Source organism: Roseibium sp. TrichSKD4, from assembly GCF_000148725.1.
Classification (GTDB): Bacteria; Pseudomonadota; Alphaproteobacteria; order Rhizobiales; family Stappiaceae; genus Roseibium.
On sequence record NZ_GL476313.1, the window covers coordinates 99945 to 115647 of the forward strand.

A 15703-nucleotide genomic window follows, 5' to 3' on the forward strand; every position below is an offset into this window, starting at 1 on the left:
ACCGTCAAAATTCAGAACCGATGGGCCCAATCTCGCATTCCGATGGACATGATGGTCCATGGTTGTTCAATTAACCTGTTCCATGCGCGGCAACAGATATCGATGATTTGTTCGTAGGATTTGAAGACCCGGTTTGACAGCCAGTTATCCCTGATGAACTGCCATAGGTTCTCGACCGGGTTCAATTCGGGAGACCTCGGTGGCAATGGGAGAAGGGTAATGTTGTTGGGAATGTCGAGTTTGCCAGATGTGTGCCAGCCAGCCTGGTCAAGGATGACAACGGCGTGGGCTCCCGGAGCGACTTGCGACGAGATTTCCTGAAGATGCATTTGCATGGCCATGATGTTGCACTTGGGAAGGACGAGCGCAGCACCGACACCCCGTTCCGGGCAGATGGCCCCAAATATCCATGCTGACTTTGTCCGCTGATCCTTGGGGGCCCGCGGCCTTGTCCCGCGTTTTGCCCATCGCCTTGTGATCTTGGTCTTTTGACCCACACGCGCCTCGTCCTGAAACCAAACCTCTATCGGGGTGCCGCTTTCAAGCTGATTGCCGATTTCCGCCAGTTCGGCTGGGAAGCTTTTTTAAAATCCTCGACGGCAAACTCGTTTTGCGCCGGATGCTGCGGCCGGGCCGTCAGACGCCGATAACCCGCATTCTTCAGCTCCCGCGATACGGTACGCTCGTCAACGACAATGCCAAATTCAGACAGGATCCACGCAGCGAGATCCTTCAAGCGCCAACGTACCACTGCATCCACCGATGGATACGGGCCTCGTTCGACAATCTCGATCAACGCACGACGCTGCTGCTCGTCAAGTTTTGAGGGGCGACCTGACTTGGGCGTATCCTTCAGACCATTGGGACCAGAAGCATTGAAACGCAGCACCCAATCGCGAATGATTTGGAGCGTCACTCCGCCAATATGAGCTGCGTCCGAACGGCTCCCCCCATCATAGATCACCGCCAATGACAAAAGGCGACGGGTCTGTTTGGCGTCCCGGCACACCCTCGCCAACCGGCGAAGGGTACAACCGTCAAAGTCATCTCGAAGCGGTATCGCGGCTCCCATGGCAAACTCCCATCGTTTGCCATCTGGAATCATATTCGCAACAAAACCGGAAGCCCAAATATGAGTCACTTCATCTGACGTTTGGTATCAGACCGATGAAGCCAATTCCGAGATAAAGTCCGAGCTGAAGGAGCACCAATGAATGCCATTTGGCAAAGCCCTTGGACTCATGAGTGATCTCGTCGACAAAATAGGGACTTGTGTCAATCTGCCCCCTCATTTGAATTGATCCCGGATTTGCTGGAATGTCCGCCAGACCCGGTTATTCCGATGCCGATCGAAATAGACGATGACTGGGGTGCCACTCTTTAAAGTCTGCGAGCCTCCAAATTCGAGGGTTACCTTTGCAGATTTCGCATCAGGAGCCCTAAACCGAAAAGCCTCCGTGACCTCATCCACAAACCCATCGGTGCGATCAACCTCAGATACGATGCCTTCGACCCATCGGTCTTCTGCAGGTACAAACACATTCGCAAGACTCCCATTTAGAAGCTGGGAAGCTTCATCCTGTGAGACAAAAGCCGTCACGCGTTCTGTTCCTACCCGTTCGAGCACCAACAAGGGTTCACCCAGTTTCGCGGGCGATCCAACAGTCGCGTTTCGCGTTACAACAACAGCATCAAAAGGAGCCCTAACAATTGCATACGGCTCCACCTGGTCTAACTCCTGCTATGGTCTTTTTTGTAAGCCAACTCGCGCCTGAGCCGCGCAATACGTGCCTTGGTTTCCGATAATCGACCGGCGAATCCGTTCCCGGTAAACAACCGGGTTGCATCACCGTTTTTAATCAGCTGTTTGAGTTCCTGAATATGGATTTTCTTGCGCTCATACTCAGAAAGAACGGCTTTCAGCTCCAACTCGGCAGCCTCTAGGTCGTCGGCAAGTGCAAGCCCTTTTTGAGTAAGCTTGCGCATGCGTTCGACTTTCAACTTCGCATTCTTGTTTGCCAGTTGTAGCTTTTCCAACTGTGTTTCTGCCTGTCGCACATTGTTTCGTGCGACCAGATCATAGCCTTTGGCCTTTTCTTCTTCTCCAGCAAGAACGGATTGGGCTTCGGCAAGTTCTGCTTCCGTTTCTGCCAAATCAGCTTGAGCAGCTCTTAGGTTCCGAGTGAGGGCCGTGTTCTCAAGATAGACAAGCGGAGCGCCCGTAGAAATCGTTGCTCCAACTGCAAAATTAATTTTGTTGACCTGACCGGCAACCGGGGAAGCGACAACAGCGCGCTCGGACGAGATAACCGCCGAGGTCACTTCCATCTGAAACATCAAGGCGTAGAAGTAGAGCGCGATGTAGCCGAACACGACCGCGCCGAGCACCAGATAAAATGAAACAAACAGAAATTGCTTCCACGCACAGCGCCGAATCGGCACCGCCTGAATGGGATTAGGGTCTGGGGTTGTCGCAACAGGTGTCACCGGCGTGTCTATTCGGACGATTGTGTCCGCTACAGTCGACATCTTTCCGCGAATGAGATCTTCCACAAAATGCTGCAGCAGGGCTGTCTCACGCTCACCCACATCTGTGAAACAAAAGGCAAGTTCCCGCCGCTCTGTCTCGTGGCGGACCACTCGTGCCTCAACCTTGAGCGTGATTTCAAAACCCTGGAAAGCCAGCGAACAATTCAGAGTGTGCTCCGAACCGACATCTGGAAAATCGCCGACAAAGGAAATCCGGCAACCACCAAGGCTCCAATCAACCGTATCGAAAGAACGGCCATTGAAACTCACACGCATGGGCGCTGTTACCCGATGGTGGAGGCGTTGGCATGGTCTTTCGTAAACAATCTGCACGAAGCGCTTTCCCAAAAAGACAAGTTATGCCTTTCTTGAGCAAGCGCCGTGCCAGCAACGCGCATAATCTCCCACATTGTTGAATTTAATCTATCGAATTGAAATAAATAGCCTTTTCAGATGTTTCCATCTCAGGCTTTGCAAAATGGGAAAGCTCTTGCCCACTGCTTTGATGCTCCCGGATTCCGAAAATGCAAAATTAGAGAAAAACCAACTCAGCGAAAACCCGCCTCTGCAACAGAGGCGGGTCGGAACAAACTGGATCAAAATAAGAAACAGTCGTTGTTGTTGAGTGTTGTCAGGGACACCGACCCAATGCCTTCCAGGGAACAAATATCCTGATAGGAGCCGTCGCCATTTAGGTCGACCGAAAGCAGTGTTCCGTCTCCCTGCTCCAAGGCCTGAAGGCTAGAAAGGAAGCCTTCACCCTCACCTCCAGCCAGATGACTTAGATCCAAGGTGTCATTGAGCAGGTCAAAGTCCGTAATGACGTCTGCTGGATTCAGATCAAACGTGCGGAAGACGAAAGTATCAGCTCCCGCTCCACCGGTGAGAACATCCTCTCCAGTAAGTCCTCTGATGGTATCGTCACCAGCTCCCCCGTTAATGACATTGTCGCCAGATGATCCTTTGAGGAAGTCATCCCCATCTCCTGACGTGATGTTATCGATAAACTTCAGAGTATCGGAGCCGATCTCCAGCCCATGCGCCTTCTTGTTATGGAGCGAAACAGTCAGATCTACATCATAGGCGCTGTAATCAACCGTATCGACCCCGCGGCCACCATGCATGACATCATTCCCGGCATCTCCATAGAACGTATCATTCCCATGCCCGCCGAAGAGCTCGTCATTGTTATAACCGCCTCTCAGTTGATCGTCACCGGCTCCTCCCTTGATAACGTCATTTCCATATTCGCCATCAAGGATGTCATTGCCATGCCCGCCATCTAGGGTGTCGTTGCCAGTTCCGCCAATGAGTTCGTCATTCCCGGATTCCCCATTGAGGATATCGTCCCCATTGTTGCCGTTCAGACTGTCATTGCCCTGACCGCCGAACAGCGTGTCATTGCCTGAATTTCCATAAAGGTTATCCGACGCTGAACCTCCATAAAGGGCGTCATCACCGCTGCCGCCGTGAAGGTCATCCTCACCATTATTGCCGTAAAGTGTATCGTCTCCGGACCGGCCATGCAGTTCGTCTTGGCCCGTTCCTCCATAGAGAATGTCGTTATCGCTTCGCTCTATAACAACGGGGTTTTCACCATCGCCGGTATCAGGGTCTTCCCCTTCATTTTGACCTCGATAATGCGCATTGAGAACCAACGCATTGGCAACGCCGATATCAACGGTGAAGACGCTGTCGTCAAAGTCTCTATCCCCGCCGTTGTAGAGGTCTTCAAAGCCAAGAGTGATTGTACCTGCATCCGTCTTCAACACACCGGTTGTATGCAGGAATCCGTCCGGATTTAGTCCAACTGTGTCGCCATATGCAGCGGTGTGATACGGATCCGTTTGGATCATCGTCCGTGTTCCGTCTGCGGCAATGTAATACAGTCTCGGACTGGTGCTGTTGATCGTGGCAGTTGTCCCGTCGCTCTCCTGAAACTCAAGAGTCCCATTCTCCAAGTCTATGCCGGCATAGCCTCCGTTTCTGCTGTAGCCGTTAGATATTATGAAGAAGGCCAGCTGATCTCCGGATTGAACATCCAGAAACTCGCGGGATTCGCCCTGTATCAGGTTACCTCCACTTCCTTGCAGAGACGCGTTTGGCCATATGACCTCAACATGATATATGGTGCCATCTTCGGAGACCTTGTAATAGCCAAAGGTATTTCGATAGCCGGCGGTTTCACCTTCGAAGACCACAGAGACTGGATAGTCGTCTCCAATTTCAACCGAAGTGATCTGAACTAGGTTTGGTCCTCCAGACCCATAAAGAATATCGTTTCCATTGTTGCCGTAGAGCGTGTCGTCACCTGTACCGCCCCAGACTTCATCATTGCCATTGGCTCCGATCAACGTGTCGTCACCAAAGCGGCCCGAGATAACATCTGAATGAACAGTGCCATTCAATATGTCATCATCATTCGTCCCGATCATGGGACGAGTCGCGGGTAAACTAGCCATAGTATCTTCGTCCTTTTCCAAAATTGTAGGCCTACGACGCAAGGACGATGCAGGTTGGATGCCATATACTTCCGAAATCAGAAATTATATTTCATAATTAATTCAAATACTTAAACACGCTACAACTAATCGGTATAAGCGCTTTTTCAAATTGATAACGGATTTTTGCATCTTGCAAATTTCATTCCCAACCAAGTCAAGCAGCTGCTATTGCAGCAAGTAACGAACCAATATGGGGTGGTATGCATGAAGTTCTCGGCAAACCTAGGGTATTTATGGATTGATCGGCCCTTACCTGATGCAATCCGCGCTGCCAAAAAGGCAGGCTTCGCTGCCGTAGAGTGCCATTGGCCCTATGATACACCGTCGAACGACGTCAAGGACGCCCTTATCGAAACCGGGCTGTCGATGCTTGGACTCAACACCCGCCGCGGAAATCCGGGAGAAAACGGGCTTGCAGCTGTACCGGACCGTGAAACAGAGGCGAGGGCGGTCATAGATGAGGCTATCGCATACGCCGATGCCATTGATGCAGGTGCCATACATGTAATGGCAGGCATCGCAAGTGGAGCCGCTGCCCATGCGAGCTTTCTTAAAAACCTTCAGTACGCGGTCTCTCAAACCAGCCGCACAATCCTGATTGAACCCCTAAACCCCCACGACGCGCCCGGCTACTTTTTGTCAACGACAGATCAAGCCCGCGATATTATCGAGACAATCGCGTCGGACAATTTGAAACTGATGTTCGATTGCTATCATGTCGGCCGAACGGAAGGTGACGTAACAACACGTCTCAAAGAGTTGCTTCCGCTGATCGGGCACATCCAGTTAGCCTCAGTCCCTGACCGCGGCGCGCCAGACCACGGTGAGCTTCACTATCCGACAGTATTTTCTGCAATCAGTTCTTTGGGTTGGACACGGCCATTGGGAGCAGAATTTAGACCCAGGCATGACGATGAACCCGGGGAGTGGCTCGCGTCACTCCAGCACCACCCCGGGGAATTCAATGCCGACTAAGGCGTTTGTGCTCCTTGGCGATTCAAGGCAATCGAATAGAGGCTTGTTGTAGCGGTGATGAAAAGAACGTGCTTTCCGCGACCACCAAAGCAAATGTTGGAGACCACCTCAGGCACCAGGATCTTGCCAAGAAGCTGACCATTTGGCGAGATGCAATGAACTCCATCGGCTGCGGATGTCCAAAGATTGCCATCGGTATCAAAACGAAATCCATCGGACACCCCCGGACTGACAACATGGAAGACGTCCCCACCGGACAAACTGCCGTTTTCCAAGACATCAAACACCCGAATGTGGGTCGGGTCGTCCTGAAACATCCGCCCCGTATCAGCCATGTAGAGTTTTGATTCATCGGGGGAGAAAGCAAGGCCATTCGGACAATTCGCGTCAGTCACCATGGCAGAAATCTCGCCACTCGCCGGATCGACACGATAGAGATAGCAAGGCTGTTCCTGCTCCGACCTAAAGCCTTCGTAGTTGGTCATGATCCCGTAATGCGGATCCGTGAACCAGATTGAACCATCTGATTTCACGACAACATCGTTGGGTGAATTCAGGCGCTTTCCGTCATATCTATCCGCAACAACCGTGGTCGTTCCATCCAACTCGGTTCGCGTCACCCGGCGCCCACCATGCTCACACGAAATAAGACGGCCTTGGCGATCCCGCGTATGGCCGTTGGCAAAGTTAGAGGGCTCACGATAAGTCGAAATGCCGACATTCGGTGTCCACCGCATGATCCGGTTGTTCGGAATATCCGAGAAGAGTAGGCAATTTGCGTCGCCGAACCAGACCGGCCCTTCTGTCCAGTCGAACCCGCTCGCCAATTGCTTTACCGGGGCATTGCCCATGACAAACTGATTAAACTTAGGGTCAACAGCTTCAAAAAACGACATGTCGGCCTCTCGCAAACATCTTCCAAAGACAGTTTGTTATCGATAACATGCCCTCATGAGATGTCAAAGGAGGTGGCCATGAATTTTACTGTGATGAAACTGCAATTGACCCATGATGCCACCCTGACCATGCTGAAGGCGGCAGTCCAAACCGCAGAACAGATCGGCCAACCTCAATGCATCGTTATTGTGGATGCGTCCGGTGAAGTCCTTGGTGAGATCAGGATGCTAGGTGCAAAGTTTCTCAGTCGGAAAAGCGCTCTTTCAAAAGCCCAAACCGCAGCATCAATCGGAGCGCCCACCACGCACATTCCGGAAGCAGTAAGGCCAGCTATAGCCGCTGCAACCGATGGGAGCGTAACAGGTTTACCCGGTGGCCTGCCCATCCTCATGAGCGGTCAGCTTGTTGGCGGCATCGGGGTTGGATCTGGCTCTGGAGAACAGGATATCGAAGTTGCGAGAGCCGCCTTGATCGCCATTGGGGCCGACGTTAGTTGAAACTGATCTGCGCCTTCATGGCTTGGCTACGATCAGATGCCAGCTCAAAAGCCGCGACACTATCCTCTAAGGGCAAAGTGTGCGTGATCAAAGACTTCACGTCGATCAGTCCATTTCTCATCATCTCCACACCAGTGAAAAACTCCTGATGGAAACGAAATGATCCGCGCAGCGTAATTTCCTTTGCTGTCAGGGCTTGCAGAGGCACGTTCATGTCGCCTCCGAGACCGAGCTGGATCAATGTTCCTCCTGGCTTCAGGCACGCAACACCTGATGCTAGAGCAGGAGCAGCACCGGTGCATTCAAACACCACATCAAAGTACCCCTTGTTCTTTTCGTAGTCCGCCAGACCATTTGGGGTCGACGCCATATTGATGGCGCGATCTGCGCCGACTTTCTGTGCAATTCCAAGCGTGAAGTCGGACAGATCGGTGGCGACAATTTCTGCGGCACCCGCACGACGGGCCAATAAGATACAAAGCGCTCCAATCGGTCCCGAGCCTGTTACAAGAACGCGCCGCCCCAACAAGTCTCCTGCCTGTTTGGCCGCATGGAGACAGACCGCCAATGGCTCAGCCATTGCAGCCTCCCCTGCGCTCAATCCATCCGCCACCGCAATCTGGCTCGTATTTGCGACAAGGGTTTGCCGGAATGCACCCTGAATATGCGGGAACGGCATTGCGGACCCGTAAAACCGCATGTTGAGGCAATGGTTTTGTTGGCCGTTTTGGCAATAGCTACACTCACCGCAAGGACGAGACGGTGAGACCGACACCAACTGACCTTCGCTCAAGTCTGCGACACCCGGGCCTAACCGGCGAATGTAACCGGAGACCTCGTGGCCAAGGATCATGGGCTCTCTTAACCGGATAGCTCCGAAACCGCCGTGATTATAATAATGAAGATCAGAGCCGCAGATGCCGCCGGTGGCCAGTTCAATTTCAACTTCACCAGCACCTGGAGCCGCCGTTTCCTGTTCCTCGACACGCAGATCTTTGGCCGCGTGAATTACAATTGCCTTCATGGATGTCCTCACAGCACCGGCGTCAGCAGTTCTTTGCCTTCAAAAAAGGCGGTCAGATTGTCTCGCATCAGCTTGCCCATTGCCTTGCGGGTTTCAAAAGTGCCCGAAGCGTGGTGCGGCTGAAGCAAAACGTTGTCGAGGTCCAAGAAGCGTGGGTTTAGCTTTGGCTCTCCCTCAAACACATCCAGAGCCGCCGAGCGAATGGTCTTTAGTTCCAGGGCGTCCAGCAAGGCTGCTTCATCGATATTCGACGCACGGGAAATATTGATCACCATCCCGTCCGGACCAAGCGCCTTCAGAACTTTAGCGTTGACGATATGCTGCGTCTCCGCAGAGGCCGCCAAAGTGACAAACAGGAAGTCGGATCGGGCTGCAAGATCAACCGGGTCCTGAATGAAGGTCCAGTCTGGTGCGTAAGGTTTCTCAGACACATCCGAATAGGCGATATCCATGTCAAAGCCAGCCAGCCTCTTGCCGACTTCATAGCCAATGCGCCCCAGACCCAAGATTCCCGCTTTTGCTTCATGGACCCGGTTCATCAGAGGGTACAAACCCTTTGAGGCCCAGCTTCCAGATTTGACCCATTGTTCCGCGCTAATCATGCCGCGCGATTGGCAGAGCATCATGGCCACTCCAAGATCAGCGACGTCTTTGGTCAGCACATCCGGCGTGTTGGTGACCTTTATTCCGTATTCTCGACAGGCCTCGAAATCAACTGCATCATATCCTACCCCATAAACGGATATCAGCTTCAGGTTTGGGCAAGCTTCGATAATAGATCTGTCCGCACCGGTTTCTCCGCGGGTGGCGATAGCCGTAATTTTACGGCCAACGTTTTCTAAAAACGTGTCGCGGTCTTCAGCCTCAAACAGCCTGTGCATCGTGAATGCCTCATTAAGGGGCGTTTCATCCCAAGCCGGGTAAGGCTTCATTTGCAAGACGTCCGGTTTTGACATGAAGGTTGCCTCTCTTGACTTCAAATGTTATCGATAACATAACATGACGTAACGGCTTGTCGAGAGCAAATGGGGACAACAGATGACAAATGGAATTGGGCTTTTTGACCTCACGGGGGAATGCGCTCTTATTACCGGTTCATCGCAAGGAATTGGGTTTGCACTGGCCAGAGGTCTAGCGCAGGCCGGTGCCAAGGTTGTCTTGAATGGCCGCGACGAAACCAAACTCAAATCTGCAGCCGAAACCCTTCGTGGCGAAGGGCTTTCAATTGATGAACTCGCATTTGATGCAACAGATCACAGCGCTGTTCGCACTGCAGTAGACCACTATGAGAAAGAAAACGGGCCCGTTGGCATTCTGGTCAACAATGCCGGAATGCAGTTCCGCACAGAACTTCAGGATTTCCCGGCTGACAAATTTGCAGAACTTCTCAATACCAACATCGCAACCGTCTTCAATGTAGGTCAAGCTTGCGCACGGCATATGATTGAACGAGGGCGCGGCAAGATCATAAATATCGCGTCCGTACAGACCTCTTTGGCACGCCCGTCGATTGCTCCGTACACGGCAACAAAAGGGGCCGTCGGCAATCTTACTAAAGGCATGGCGACAGACTGGGCCAAGTTCGGCATTCAATGTAACGCCATTGCACCTGGTTACTTTGATACACCGCTGAATGCCGCCCTTGTAGCCGATCCGGAATTCAGTGCTTGGCTGGAAAAACGCACACCTGCAGGTCGGTGGGGCAATGTTGAAGAATTGGTCGGAGCCTGCATCTTCTTATCCAGTCAGGCGTCCAGCTTCGTCAACGGACACACGCTCTATGTCGATGGCGGCATCACCGCGTCTCTCTAACCATGAAAAAATACGTGATCATGGGTGTCGCTGGGTGTGGCAAATCAACAATTGGAGCGGCGCTTTCGGCTGCGACTGGCTTACACTACCGCGATGGCGATGATTTGCACCCGGAAGAAAATGTTCGAAAAATGTCTTCTGGCATACCGCTGAATGATGAAGACCGTGCCCCTTGGCTTGCTCTTGTCGGCCAAGAATTGGCACACGCAGAAGACGGCTACATGGTTGGCTGTTCAGCGCTGAAACGAAAGTACAGAGACCAAATCCGGACTGCCGCTAGAGAAGAGATCGCGTTTCTTCATTTAAGTGGAGCGCGCGCAGTGATTACCGAAAGAATGTCGGAACGCACCAGACATTTCATGCCGACAAGCCTGATCGACAGCCAGTTTGCTGCCCTTGAGCCACTGGATGTAGACGAACAAGGCACCGTGATCGATATCAACCAACCAATTGAAGCGATTGTCGACACCCTCAGCGCCTATATCAAAGGACATGGATCATGAGTGAAAGCATTGCCCTCATCGGTGCTGGTGCAATGGGCGGGGCAATTGGCCGCCGCCTGGCAGAGACCGGCAACAGTGTCCATGTGTTTGATCTTAATCCGGACAACATGACCGCTTTGGCAGAAGTTGGGGCTTTCCCAACCGCATCCGCAGCTGACGCAGCCTCAAAGGCTGACTATATAATCACCAGCCTAAACTCACCAAAGATCGTTGATCTTGCAGTCTTCGGAAGCGCTGGTGTTGCAGAGGGCGCACGCAAAAACGCTCTGATCATCGACATGTCTTCCATTGATCCGGCTGCTACTAGAGATTTGGCAGCGAAAGCCAAAGAGCATAGGCTGCGTTGGGTGGACAGCCCCCTATCTGGTGGTGCCCCAAAGGCGTTGATTGGAGAACTCACACTCATGGCCGGCGGCACAGAAGAAGACTTCGAGGATGCTCAAAAGGTTCTGAAACATGTGACCGCCAATTCCACCCACATGGGGCCAGTCGGAGCCGGACAAACGACAAAACTCATCAATCAGGTACTATGTGGCCTTGGATTTCTGGCCGTTGCCGAAGCAACACAGTTGGCATTGGATGCAGGTGTTGATGCAGCCAAAATCCCACAAGCCTTGAAAGGAGGCCGTGCAGATTCTTCGTTGCTTCAGGAATACATGCCTCGCTTTGTCACCAAGGACTATCGCCGGACCGGGCGGATCGACAATATGGTGAAGGATCTGAATGGCGCGCAAGATTTAGCGCGAGCCACCGGAACCGCCATGCCGCTCACCGCCACATGTGCTGAAGTTCACCGAATGCTCACAGCAGCAGGTCTCGGTGGTGAAGATCAGGCGGCATTAATGGAGTATTTTAAAGGCCCGCAAAGCCAAAAAGACCCGGTTTAAATATCTAGGCCGATATCGACGCCGTTAGATTCAGGTCCGATCCGCGACCATCGATTTTGCGGTATCGAGCGTTTCCGGTGTTTGTTTGGCTTCATCTGGGCGGGCAACACCAATTCCGATCGGCTTCAGGCTATTGCCCGGAAGGGCCTCGTCCGAACCCCATATTGCCTGATAGGTGTCAATCGCCATCTTTTGCCGCTGAAAATATGCAAAGGCGATAATCAGCACAGTCCACCAAATTCCAATCACGCCCCACATCCAGCGCGGCGCGTTTGCTTGCCAAAGCCCGCTCACAACGGCAGCGACTGCACAAGCAAGCGTCGCATAGCCCAGATACTTATGAATATACTCAAAGACGACACGGCGGCTTGTCATATCGTAATGATCTCCTCTGAGATCGATATCCGTCGGACCACCCTTGGTGCCGCGCATGAGGCCGCCCGCCACCTGAAACAGCGCAAACAATACCACTGACCATCCAATGAAAGCATGAGGATGCCCAAAGGCAAACAACAACGGCTGACTCAACAGCAATAATCCCAGCGCAATGAAGGACAAGGTGACTGCGCCATACTGGCAAAACCGATGCAGGATCCACCAATTCTGATTATCCAACTCCCTTGGCCAATCCTGCCCTGGCCAGATTTTGAAAAAACGCGCACCCAATACTCCCACTGGAGCCAAACCGGCCCAGGCTACGACCATCAATCTGGCATGCCACGACACATAGACACCGACGTCATGAGCCCGATCTGGATCAATTGGCGAGAGCAGCCAATCCAGCATGTACCTTACCCTTTCACGGCGCCGGCAGTCATGCCCGTGATGATTTGGCGAGACGCCAGCAAGGTGAAGATGATCGGCGGAATCGCGAGCAGCATGCCCGTGGCCATGATCACCCCCCACTCCACGTTGAATTCGGACATGTTGTTTACGATCAGGATCGGCACAGTTTTGGTATCGCGATCCGATAAGGCAGATGCCAGTAGATACTCATTCCAGGCTATACGGAAGGTAAAGATTGCGGCCGCTGCCAAGCCCGGTTTGATCAAAGGCAGAACCACAAGAAAGAAGACCTGAAAAGGATTTGCCCCGTCCATTTTTGCGGCTTCTTCAAGCTGACGTGGCACCTGAACGATAAAGCTCTGTAAGATCCAAATTACAAAGGGCAGGTTCATGGCGACATAGATCAAGATGATGCCTGAGTACGTTCCAGCAAGGCAAACATCCCCTCGCCCGCCAAACGTATCGCGGATCCACTCCCCGACCATGGTCGTCTTGTCGATGCAAAACTCATTGTTCCAAAGGCCAAAAACGGGGACCAGCAATACGGCTGGCGGTACCATGCGCACCATCAAGGTTGAAACCGAGGCTACGTCCCGGCCCATGAACCGAAAGCGAACCAGCGCATAGGCGGCCATACAGCCGATGACCAGTGTCAGAACAGTCGAAACAAGCGCAATGATCAGCGAGTTGATGAAGGATTGGCCGAACTTGAGCGAGCAGTAGTCCAGATGTTCAAGCTCGTACCAAAGAATGTCGCAAAGTGCGGTTTCGTAGTTCTGGATTGTCGGCAGAAACAAAAGACCGCTCGTGCCTGAGATGATGTCGACATCCAGCTTGAACGAATTGACAAGCATCAGGAAGATCGGCCCGATCGCCATAAAAATCAGCGCGGCGAGCAGCGCAAAAAACGCGGGGTTCTGCTTGTCGTAGGAGGGGGAAGCCATCAGTCGTCCTCCTTGGCATGGGCTGCCAACCGGGCAGCACGTGCTTCCTGAAACTTGGTGTAGGCAAACATGGATGCGGTGAGCAGCATCAAAAGGATCAAGAGATAGTTGGACATGGCTGCTGCCGTTCCCAGCTCGCGGAACTCGGTCGCTGTTCTGGATATTCGAAGAGCCAAGATTTCCGTCGATAGTCCAGGGCCACCTTCCGTCATCACAAGAATGACCTCCAGCACCTTGAACGCATCAATCAGACGCAAGAGGCACGTCACGATCAAAACCGGCATCATCAATGGCAGCTTGATGTGCCAAATCTGCTGCCAGCCGGTTGCACCATCAATGCGCGAGGCTTCCAGCGCCGAACTCGGCAACGATTGAAGCGCAGCTAAGGACAAGATGAAGATAAAGGGTGTCCATTGCCAGATATCAGCGATGATGACAGACATCAGGGCGTGCTGGCCAAGCCAATCCACACCATCCAGACCGATTGACTTCAAGAAGCGATTAAACGTGCCCACCGTTGGGTGATACATGTACCGCCACATCAAGCCGACAACGACAGGCGCGATCATCATGGGCAAAATGAAAAGTGTTCTGAGGATCGACATACCGCGAATGTTGCGGTCGAGCAGCAATGCGAGGCCAACGCCCAGCACCATTTCGATGCTCACCACAACGAAGGCAAATTTCAACGTAACAGCCAGACTCTCGTGAAAATTCGGATCGTTCAGCAGGCTGATGTAGTTTTTCAGCCCAACAAACTCGGTTTCCGAGAGCGTTTGGCTCGGATCCCAGGCGCGAAAGCTCCCATAAATCATGTAGCCGAGCGGATAGAGCAAGGCGATGATCATAATCAGAGCCGCCGGGGCCATGAAAATATAGGGCGTTAAGCGATTGAGCGTCGCCGTTTTCATCGAAAGACGCCTTCCTGGGATAGGGAATGAGAAGGGCCGGGCCGAAGCTGTGGGTTCTTCGGCCCGGAACGATCGGGATGTTACTGCCAGGTGTAGTAGCCAGCTTCGTCCATCACCGTTCGGGTTCTTTCGGCAACCCCATCAAGCGCTTCTTGAACATCAAGATCTTCTGTCAGAACCTTGGACAGCGTAGTGCCAAGGTCAGCATTGATCTTTCCCCAGACCGGAATGATTGGGCGCCAGTCAGGGTCGGCATGTTTCAGGGCTTCCCCAAAGGTTGCCATGTGCGGGAACTTCTCATTCACGTCCTCATCCTGGTGAGTAGAGAAACGGGACGGATTGCCGCCTGCCATCGCCACAAGTTTGTCGCCTTGCTTGGAAGTGAGCCACTGCATCAACAGGAAGGCAGCTTCCTTGTGCTCGGCATTTGCCGGGATACCAATGCCGAAACCACCTGTCTGGCTGCCACGACGCGTGCCTTCCGGATGGAGGGCCCAACCAACTTTGCCGACAACCTTAGACTTTTTCGGATCGTCGATCTGGCCTGCAACAACCGTGGTGTCGAGGAACATGGCGGTGTCGCCATTCAGGAATGAGCCCAGCGCTTCGCCGAAGCCAAAGCTGGCCGCACCTTCCGGTCCGCACTCAACGATCTTTTTCAAAGCATTTGCAGCTTCGACACCCGCTTCGTTGTTGACGATGGGATTCCACTGGTCATCAAAAACACGCCCACCGAGCGGTGCGAGGTGAAGAAGGAACGCATGGCTGGCATGGTGACCAGAAGCTGCCCGAGAACTGAGACCACCCATGCCTGGCTCAAGCTCAGGTATTTTACAGGCAGTTTCGAGCAATTCCTCATAGGTTTCCGGTACATTCAAACCGTGCTTTTCGAAAATGTCTTTCCGATAGCCAAGAATTGAGGTTTCAGAGCCGTAAGGAATGCCAAAGAGCGACCCGGTTTTTCCTTGGAGATAGCCCTTCTCCCCGCCAGCAAAGCCGATGTTATAGACATACCCATCAATCAAATCGCCAGCATCGTAGCTGGGATCAGCCAGCTTCGGGTTCATGAAATATTTCGCCAGGTTCTCCAATTGATCAGCATAGACATAATCAGCTTTGGAGAAGACGACATAGGCGATCAGATCATAGTCCCCTTCGTCTTGCGCCAGTTCCAGCGTTTGACGCTCCCGCATCTTGAGGTAAGGAAGTTGGTCGACCTCAACTTCAATTCCGGTCTCCTTGGTGAATTCCGGCAGGATTTTCATCACCGCATTGAAATGCGGATGAGCAGGGAAATTGACGACAAGCGTCGTACCCTCGTACTCATCATAGGGTCCTGCAAAGGCAGACCCGGCCAACATGGCCAGACCAGCAGCTGTTGAAGTCAGATAACCGAGTAACTTGTGCATCAAACGTCCTCCCAAACTTGCACGA

General features: G+C 52.7%; 16 protein-coding genes. 5 read left to right on the plus strand and 11 right to left on the minus strand.

The window, feature by feature from the left end:
- Nucleotides 1-11 precede the first annotated feature (11 nt).
- The 4 genes from TRICHSKD4_RS29295 to TRICHSKD4_RS11665 all read right to left on the minus strand — a co-directional run bounded on the left by TRICHSKD4_RS29295 (nucleotide 12) and on the right by TRICHSKD4_RS11665 (nucleotide 4991).
- Nucleotides 12-1072, minus strand: a protein-coding gene (locus TRICHSKD4_RS29295; protein WP_085979595.1) for an IS630 family transposase whose coding sequence is annotated in 2 segments (ribosomal slippage) — nucleotides 12-580 and nucleotides 580-1072 — 1062 coding nt in all. Because the reading frame shifts where the segments join, the coding sequence is not laid out codon by codon here.
- A 216-nt stretch (nucleotides 1073-1288) separates the two neighbouring features.
- Nucleotides 1289-1726 carry an HlyD family secretion protein gene (locus tag TRICHSKD4_RS11650; protein ID WP_009467455.1) on the minus strand — a complete coding sequence of 146 codons (438 nt, stop codon included), beginning with the start codon at nucleotides 1724-1726 and terminating at the stop codon, nucleotides 1289-1291.
- A gap of 5 nt (nucleotides 1727-1731) precedes the next feature.
- The gene (locus tag TRICHSKD4_RS11655; protein ID WP_139052087.1) at nucleotides 1732-2862 is read right to left on the minus strand and encodes a PilZ domain-containing protein; all 1131 of its coding nucleotides are present in this window, start codon (nucleotides 2860-2862) and stop codon (nucleotides 1732-1734) included.
- Nucleotides 2863-3125: 263 nt separating this feature from the next.
- Nucleotides 3126-4991, minus strand: a complete 1866-nt coding sequence (locus tag TRICHSKD4_RS11665) for a calcium-binding protein (protein WP_208993075.1) — start codon at nucleotides 4989-4991, stop codon at nucleotides 3126-3128.
- A gap of 246 nt (nucleotides 4992-5237) precedes the next feature.
- Between TRICHSKD4_RS11665 and TRICHSKD4_RS11670 the strand changes: the two genes are divergently transcribed.
- Nucleotides 5238-6008 (plus strand): hydroxypyruvate isomerase family protein, encoded by a 771-nt coding sequence (locus TRICHSKD4_RS11670; protein ID WP_040616769.1) that lies wholly within the window; start codon nucleotides 5238-5240, stop codon nucleotides 6006-6008.
- Here TRICHSKD4_RS11670 and TRICHSKD4_RS11675 read toward each other — a convergent pair.
- Complete coding sequence (locus tag TRICHSKD4_RS11675; RefSeq protein WP_009467460.1) at nucleotides 6005-6904, minus strand: SMP-30/gluconolactonase/LRE family protein; 900 nt, start codon at nucleotides 6902-6904, stop codon at nucleotides 6005-6007. The genes TRICHSKD4_RS11670 and TRICHSKD4_RS11675 overlap by 4 nt on opposite strands.
- Nucleotides 6905-6982: 78 nt before the next feature.
- Here TRICHSKD4_RS11675 and TRICHSKD4_RS11680 point away from each other — a divergent pair, with 78 nt between their 5' ends.
- The gene (locus tag TRICHSKD4_RS11680; protein ID WP_009467461.1) at nucleotides 6983-7402 is read left to right on the plus strand and encodes a heme-binding protein; all 420 of its coding nucleotides are present in this window, start codon (nucleotides 6983-6985) and stop codon (nucleotides 7400-7402) included.
- Here TRICHSKD4_RS11680 and TRICHSKD4_RS11685 read toward each other — a convergent pair.
- Together TRICHSKD4_RS11685 and TRICHSKD4_RS11690 are read right to left on the minus strand one after the other, a co-directional pair.
- A complete protein-coding gene (locus TRICHSKD4_RS11685) occupies nucleotides 7395-8426 on the minus strand; it encodes an L-idonate 5-dehydrogenase (RefSeq protein WP_009467462.1) in 1032 nt (343 codons plus the stop codon). The two genes, TRICHSKD4_RS11680 and TRICHSKD4_RS11685, sit on opposite strands and share 8 nt — an antisense overlap.
- An 8-nt stretch (nucleotides 8427-8434) precedes the next feature.
- Complete coding sequence (locus TRICHSKD4_RS11690; RefSeq protein ID WP_009467463.1) at nucleotides 8435-9382, minus strand: 2-hydroxyacid dehydrogenase; 948 nt, start codon at nucleotides 9380-9382, stop codon at nucleotides 8435-8437.
- Nucleotides 9383-9464: 82 nt separating this feature from the next.
- Here TRICHSKD4_RS11690 and TRICHSKD4_RS11695 point away from each other — a divergent pair, with 82 nt between their 5' ends.
- The 3 genes from TRICHSKD4_RS11695 to TRICHSKD4_RS11705 are packed head-to-tail and all read left to right on the plus strand — an operon-like array spanning nucleotide 9465 to nucleotide 11628.
- Nucleotides 9465-10238, plus strand: a complete 774-nt coding sequence (locus TRICHSKD4_RS11695) for an SDR family oxidoreductase (RefSeq protein WP_009467464.1) — start codon at nucleotides 9465-9467, stop codon at nucleotides 10236-10238.
- A gap of 2 nt (nucleotides 10239-10240) precedes the next feature.
- Nucleotides 10241-10741 carry a gluconokinase gene (locus TRICHSKD4_RS11700; protein WP_040616770.1) on the plus strand — a complete coding sequence of 167 codons (501 nt, stop codon included), beginning with the start codon at nucleotides 10241-10243 and terminating at the stop codon, nucleotides 10739-10741.
- Nucleotides 10738-11628, plus strand: a complete 891-nt coding sequence (locus TRICHSKD4_RS11705) for an NAD(P)-dependent oxidoreductase (RefSeq protein ID WP_009467466.1) — start codon at nucleotides 10738-10740, stop codon at nucleotides 11626-11628. The genes TRICHSKD4_RS11700 and TRICHSKD4_RS11705 overlap by 4 nt, the downstream gene beginning before the upstream one ends.
- 30 nt (nucleotides 11629-11658) lie before the next feature.
- Here TRICHSKD4_RS11705 and TRICHSKD4_RS11710 read toward each other — a convergent pair whose 3' ends face one another.
- The 4 genes from TRICHSKD4_RS11710 to TRICHSKD4_RS11725 form a co-directional block, all read right to left on the minus strand.
- The gene (locus TRICHSKD4_RS11710; RefSeq protein WP_009467467.1) at nucleotides 11659-12414 is read right to left on the minus strand and encodes a cytochrome b561 domain-containing protein; all 756 of its coding nucleotides are present in this window, start codon (nucleotides 12412-12414) and stop codon (nucleotides 11659-11661) included.
- 5 nt (nucleotides 12415-12419) lie between these two features.
- Nucleotides 12420-13358 (minus strand): carbohydrate ABC transporter permease, encoded by a 939-nt coding sequence (locus TRICHSKD4_RS11715; protein WP_009467468.1) that lies wholly within the window; start codon nucleotides 13356-13358, stop codon nucleotides 12420-12422.
- Nucleotides 13358-14269 carry a carbohydrate ABC transporter permease gene (locus tag TRICHSKD4_RS11720; protein WP_009467469.1) on the minus strand — a complete coding sequence of 304 codons (912 nt, stop codon included), beginning with the start codon at nucleotides 14267-14269 and terminating at the stop codon, nucleotides 13358-13360. Before TRICHSKD4_RS11720 ends, TRICHSKD4_RS11715 begins: the two co-directional genes overlap by 1 nt.
- A gap of 80 nt (nucleotides 14270-14349) precedes the next feature.
- Nucleotides 14350-15678 (minus strand): extracellular solute-binding protein, encoded by a 1329-nt coding sequence (locus tag TRICHSKD4_RS11725; RefSeq protein ID WP_009467470.1) that lies wholly within the window; start codon nucleotides 15676-15678, stop codon nucleotides 14350-14352.
- Nucleotides 15679-15703 lie beyond the last annotated feature (25 nt).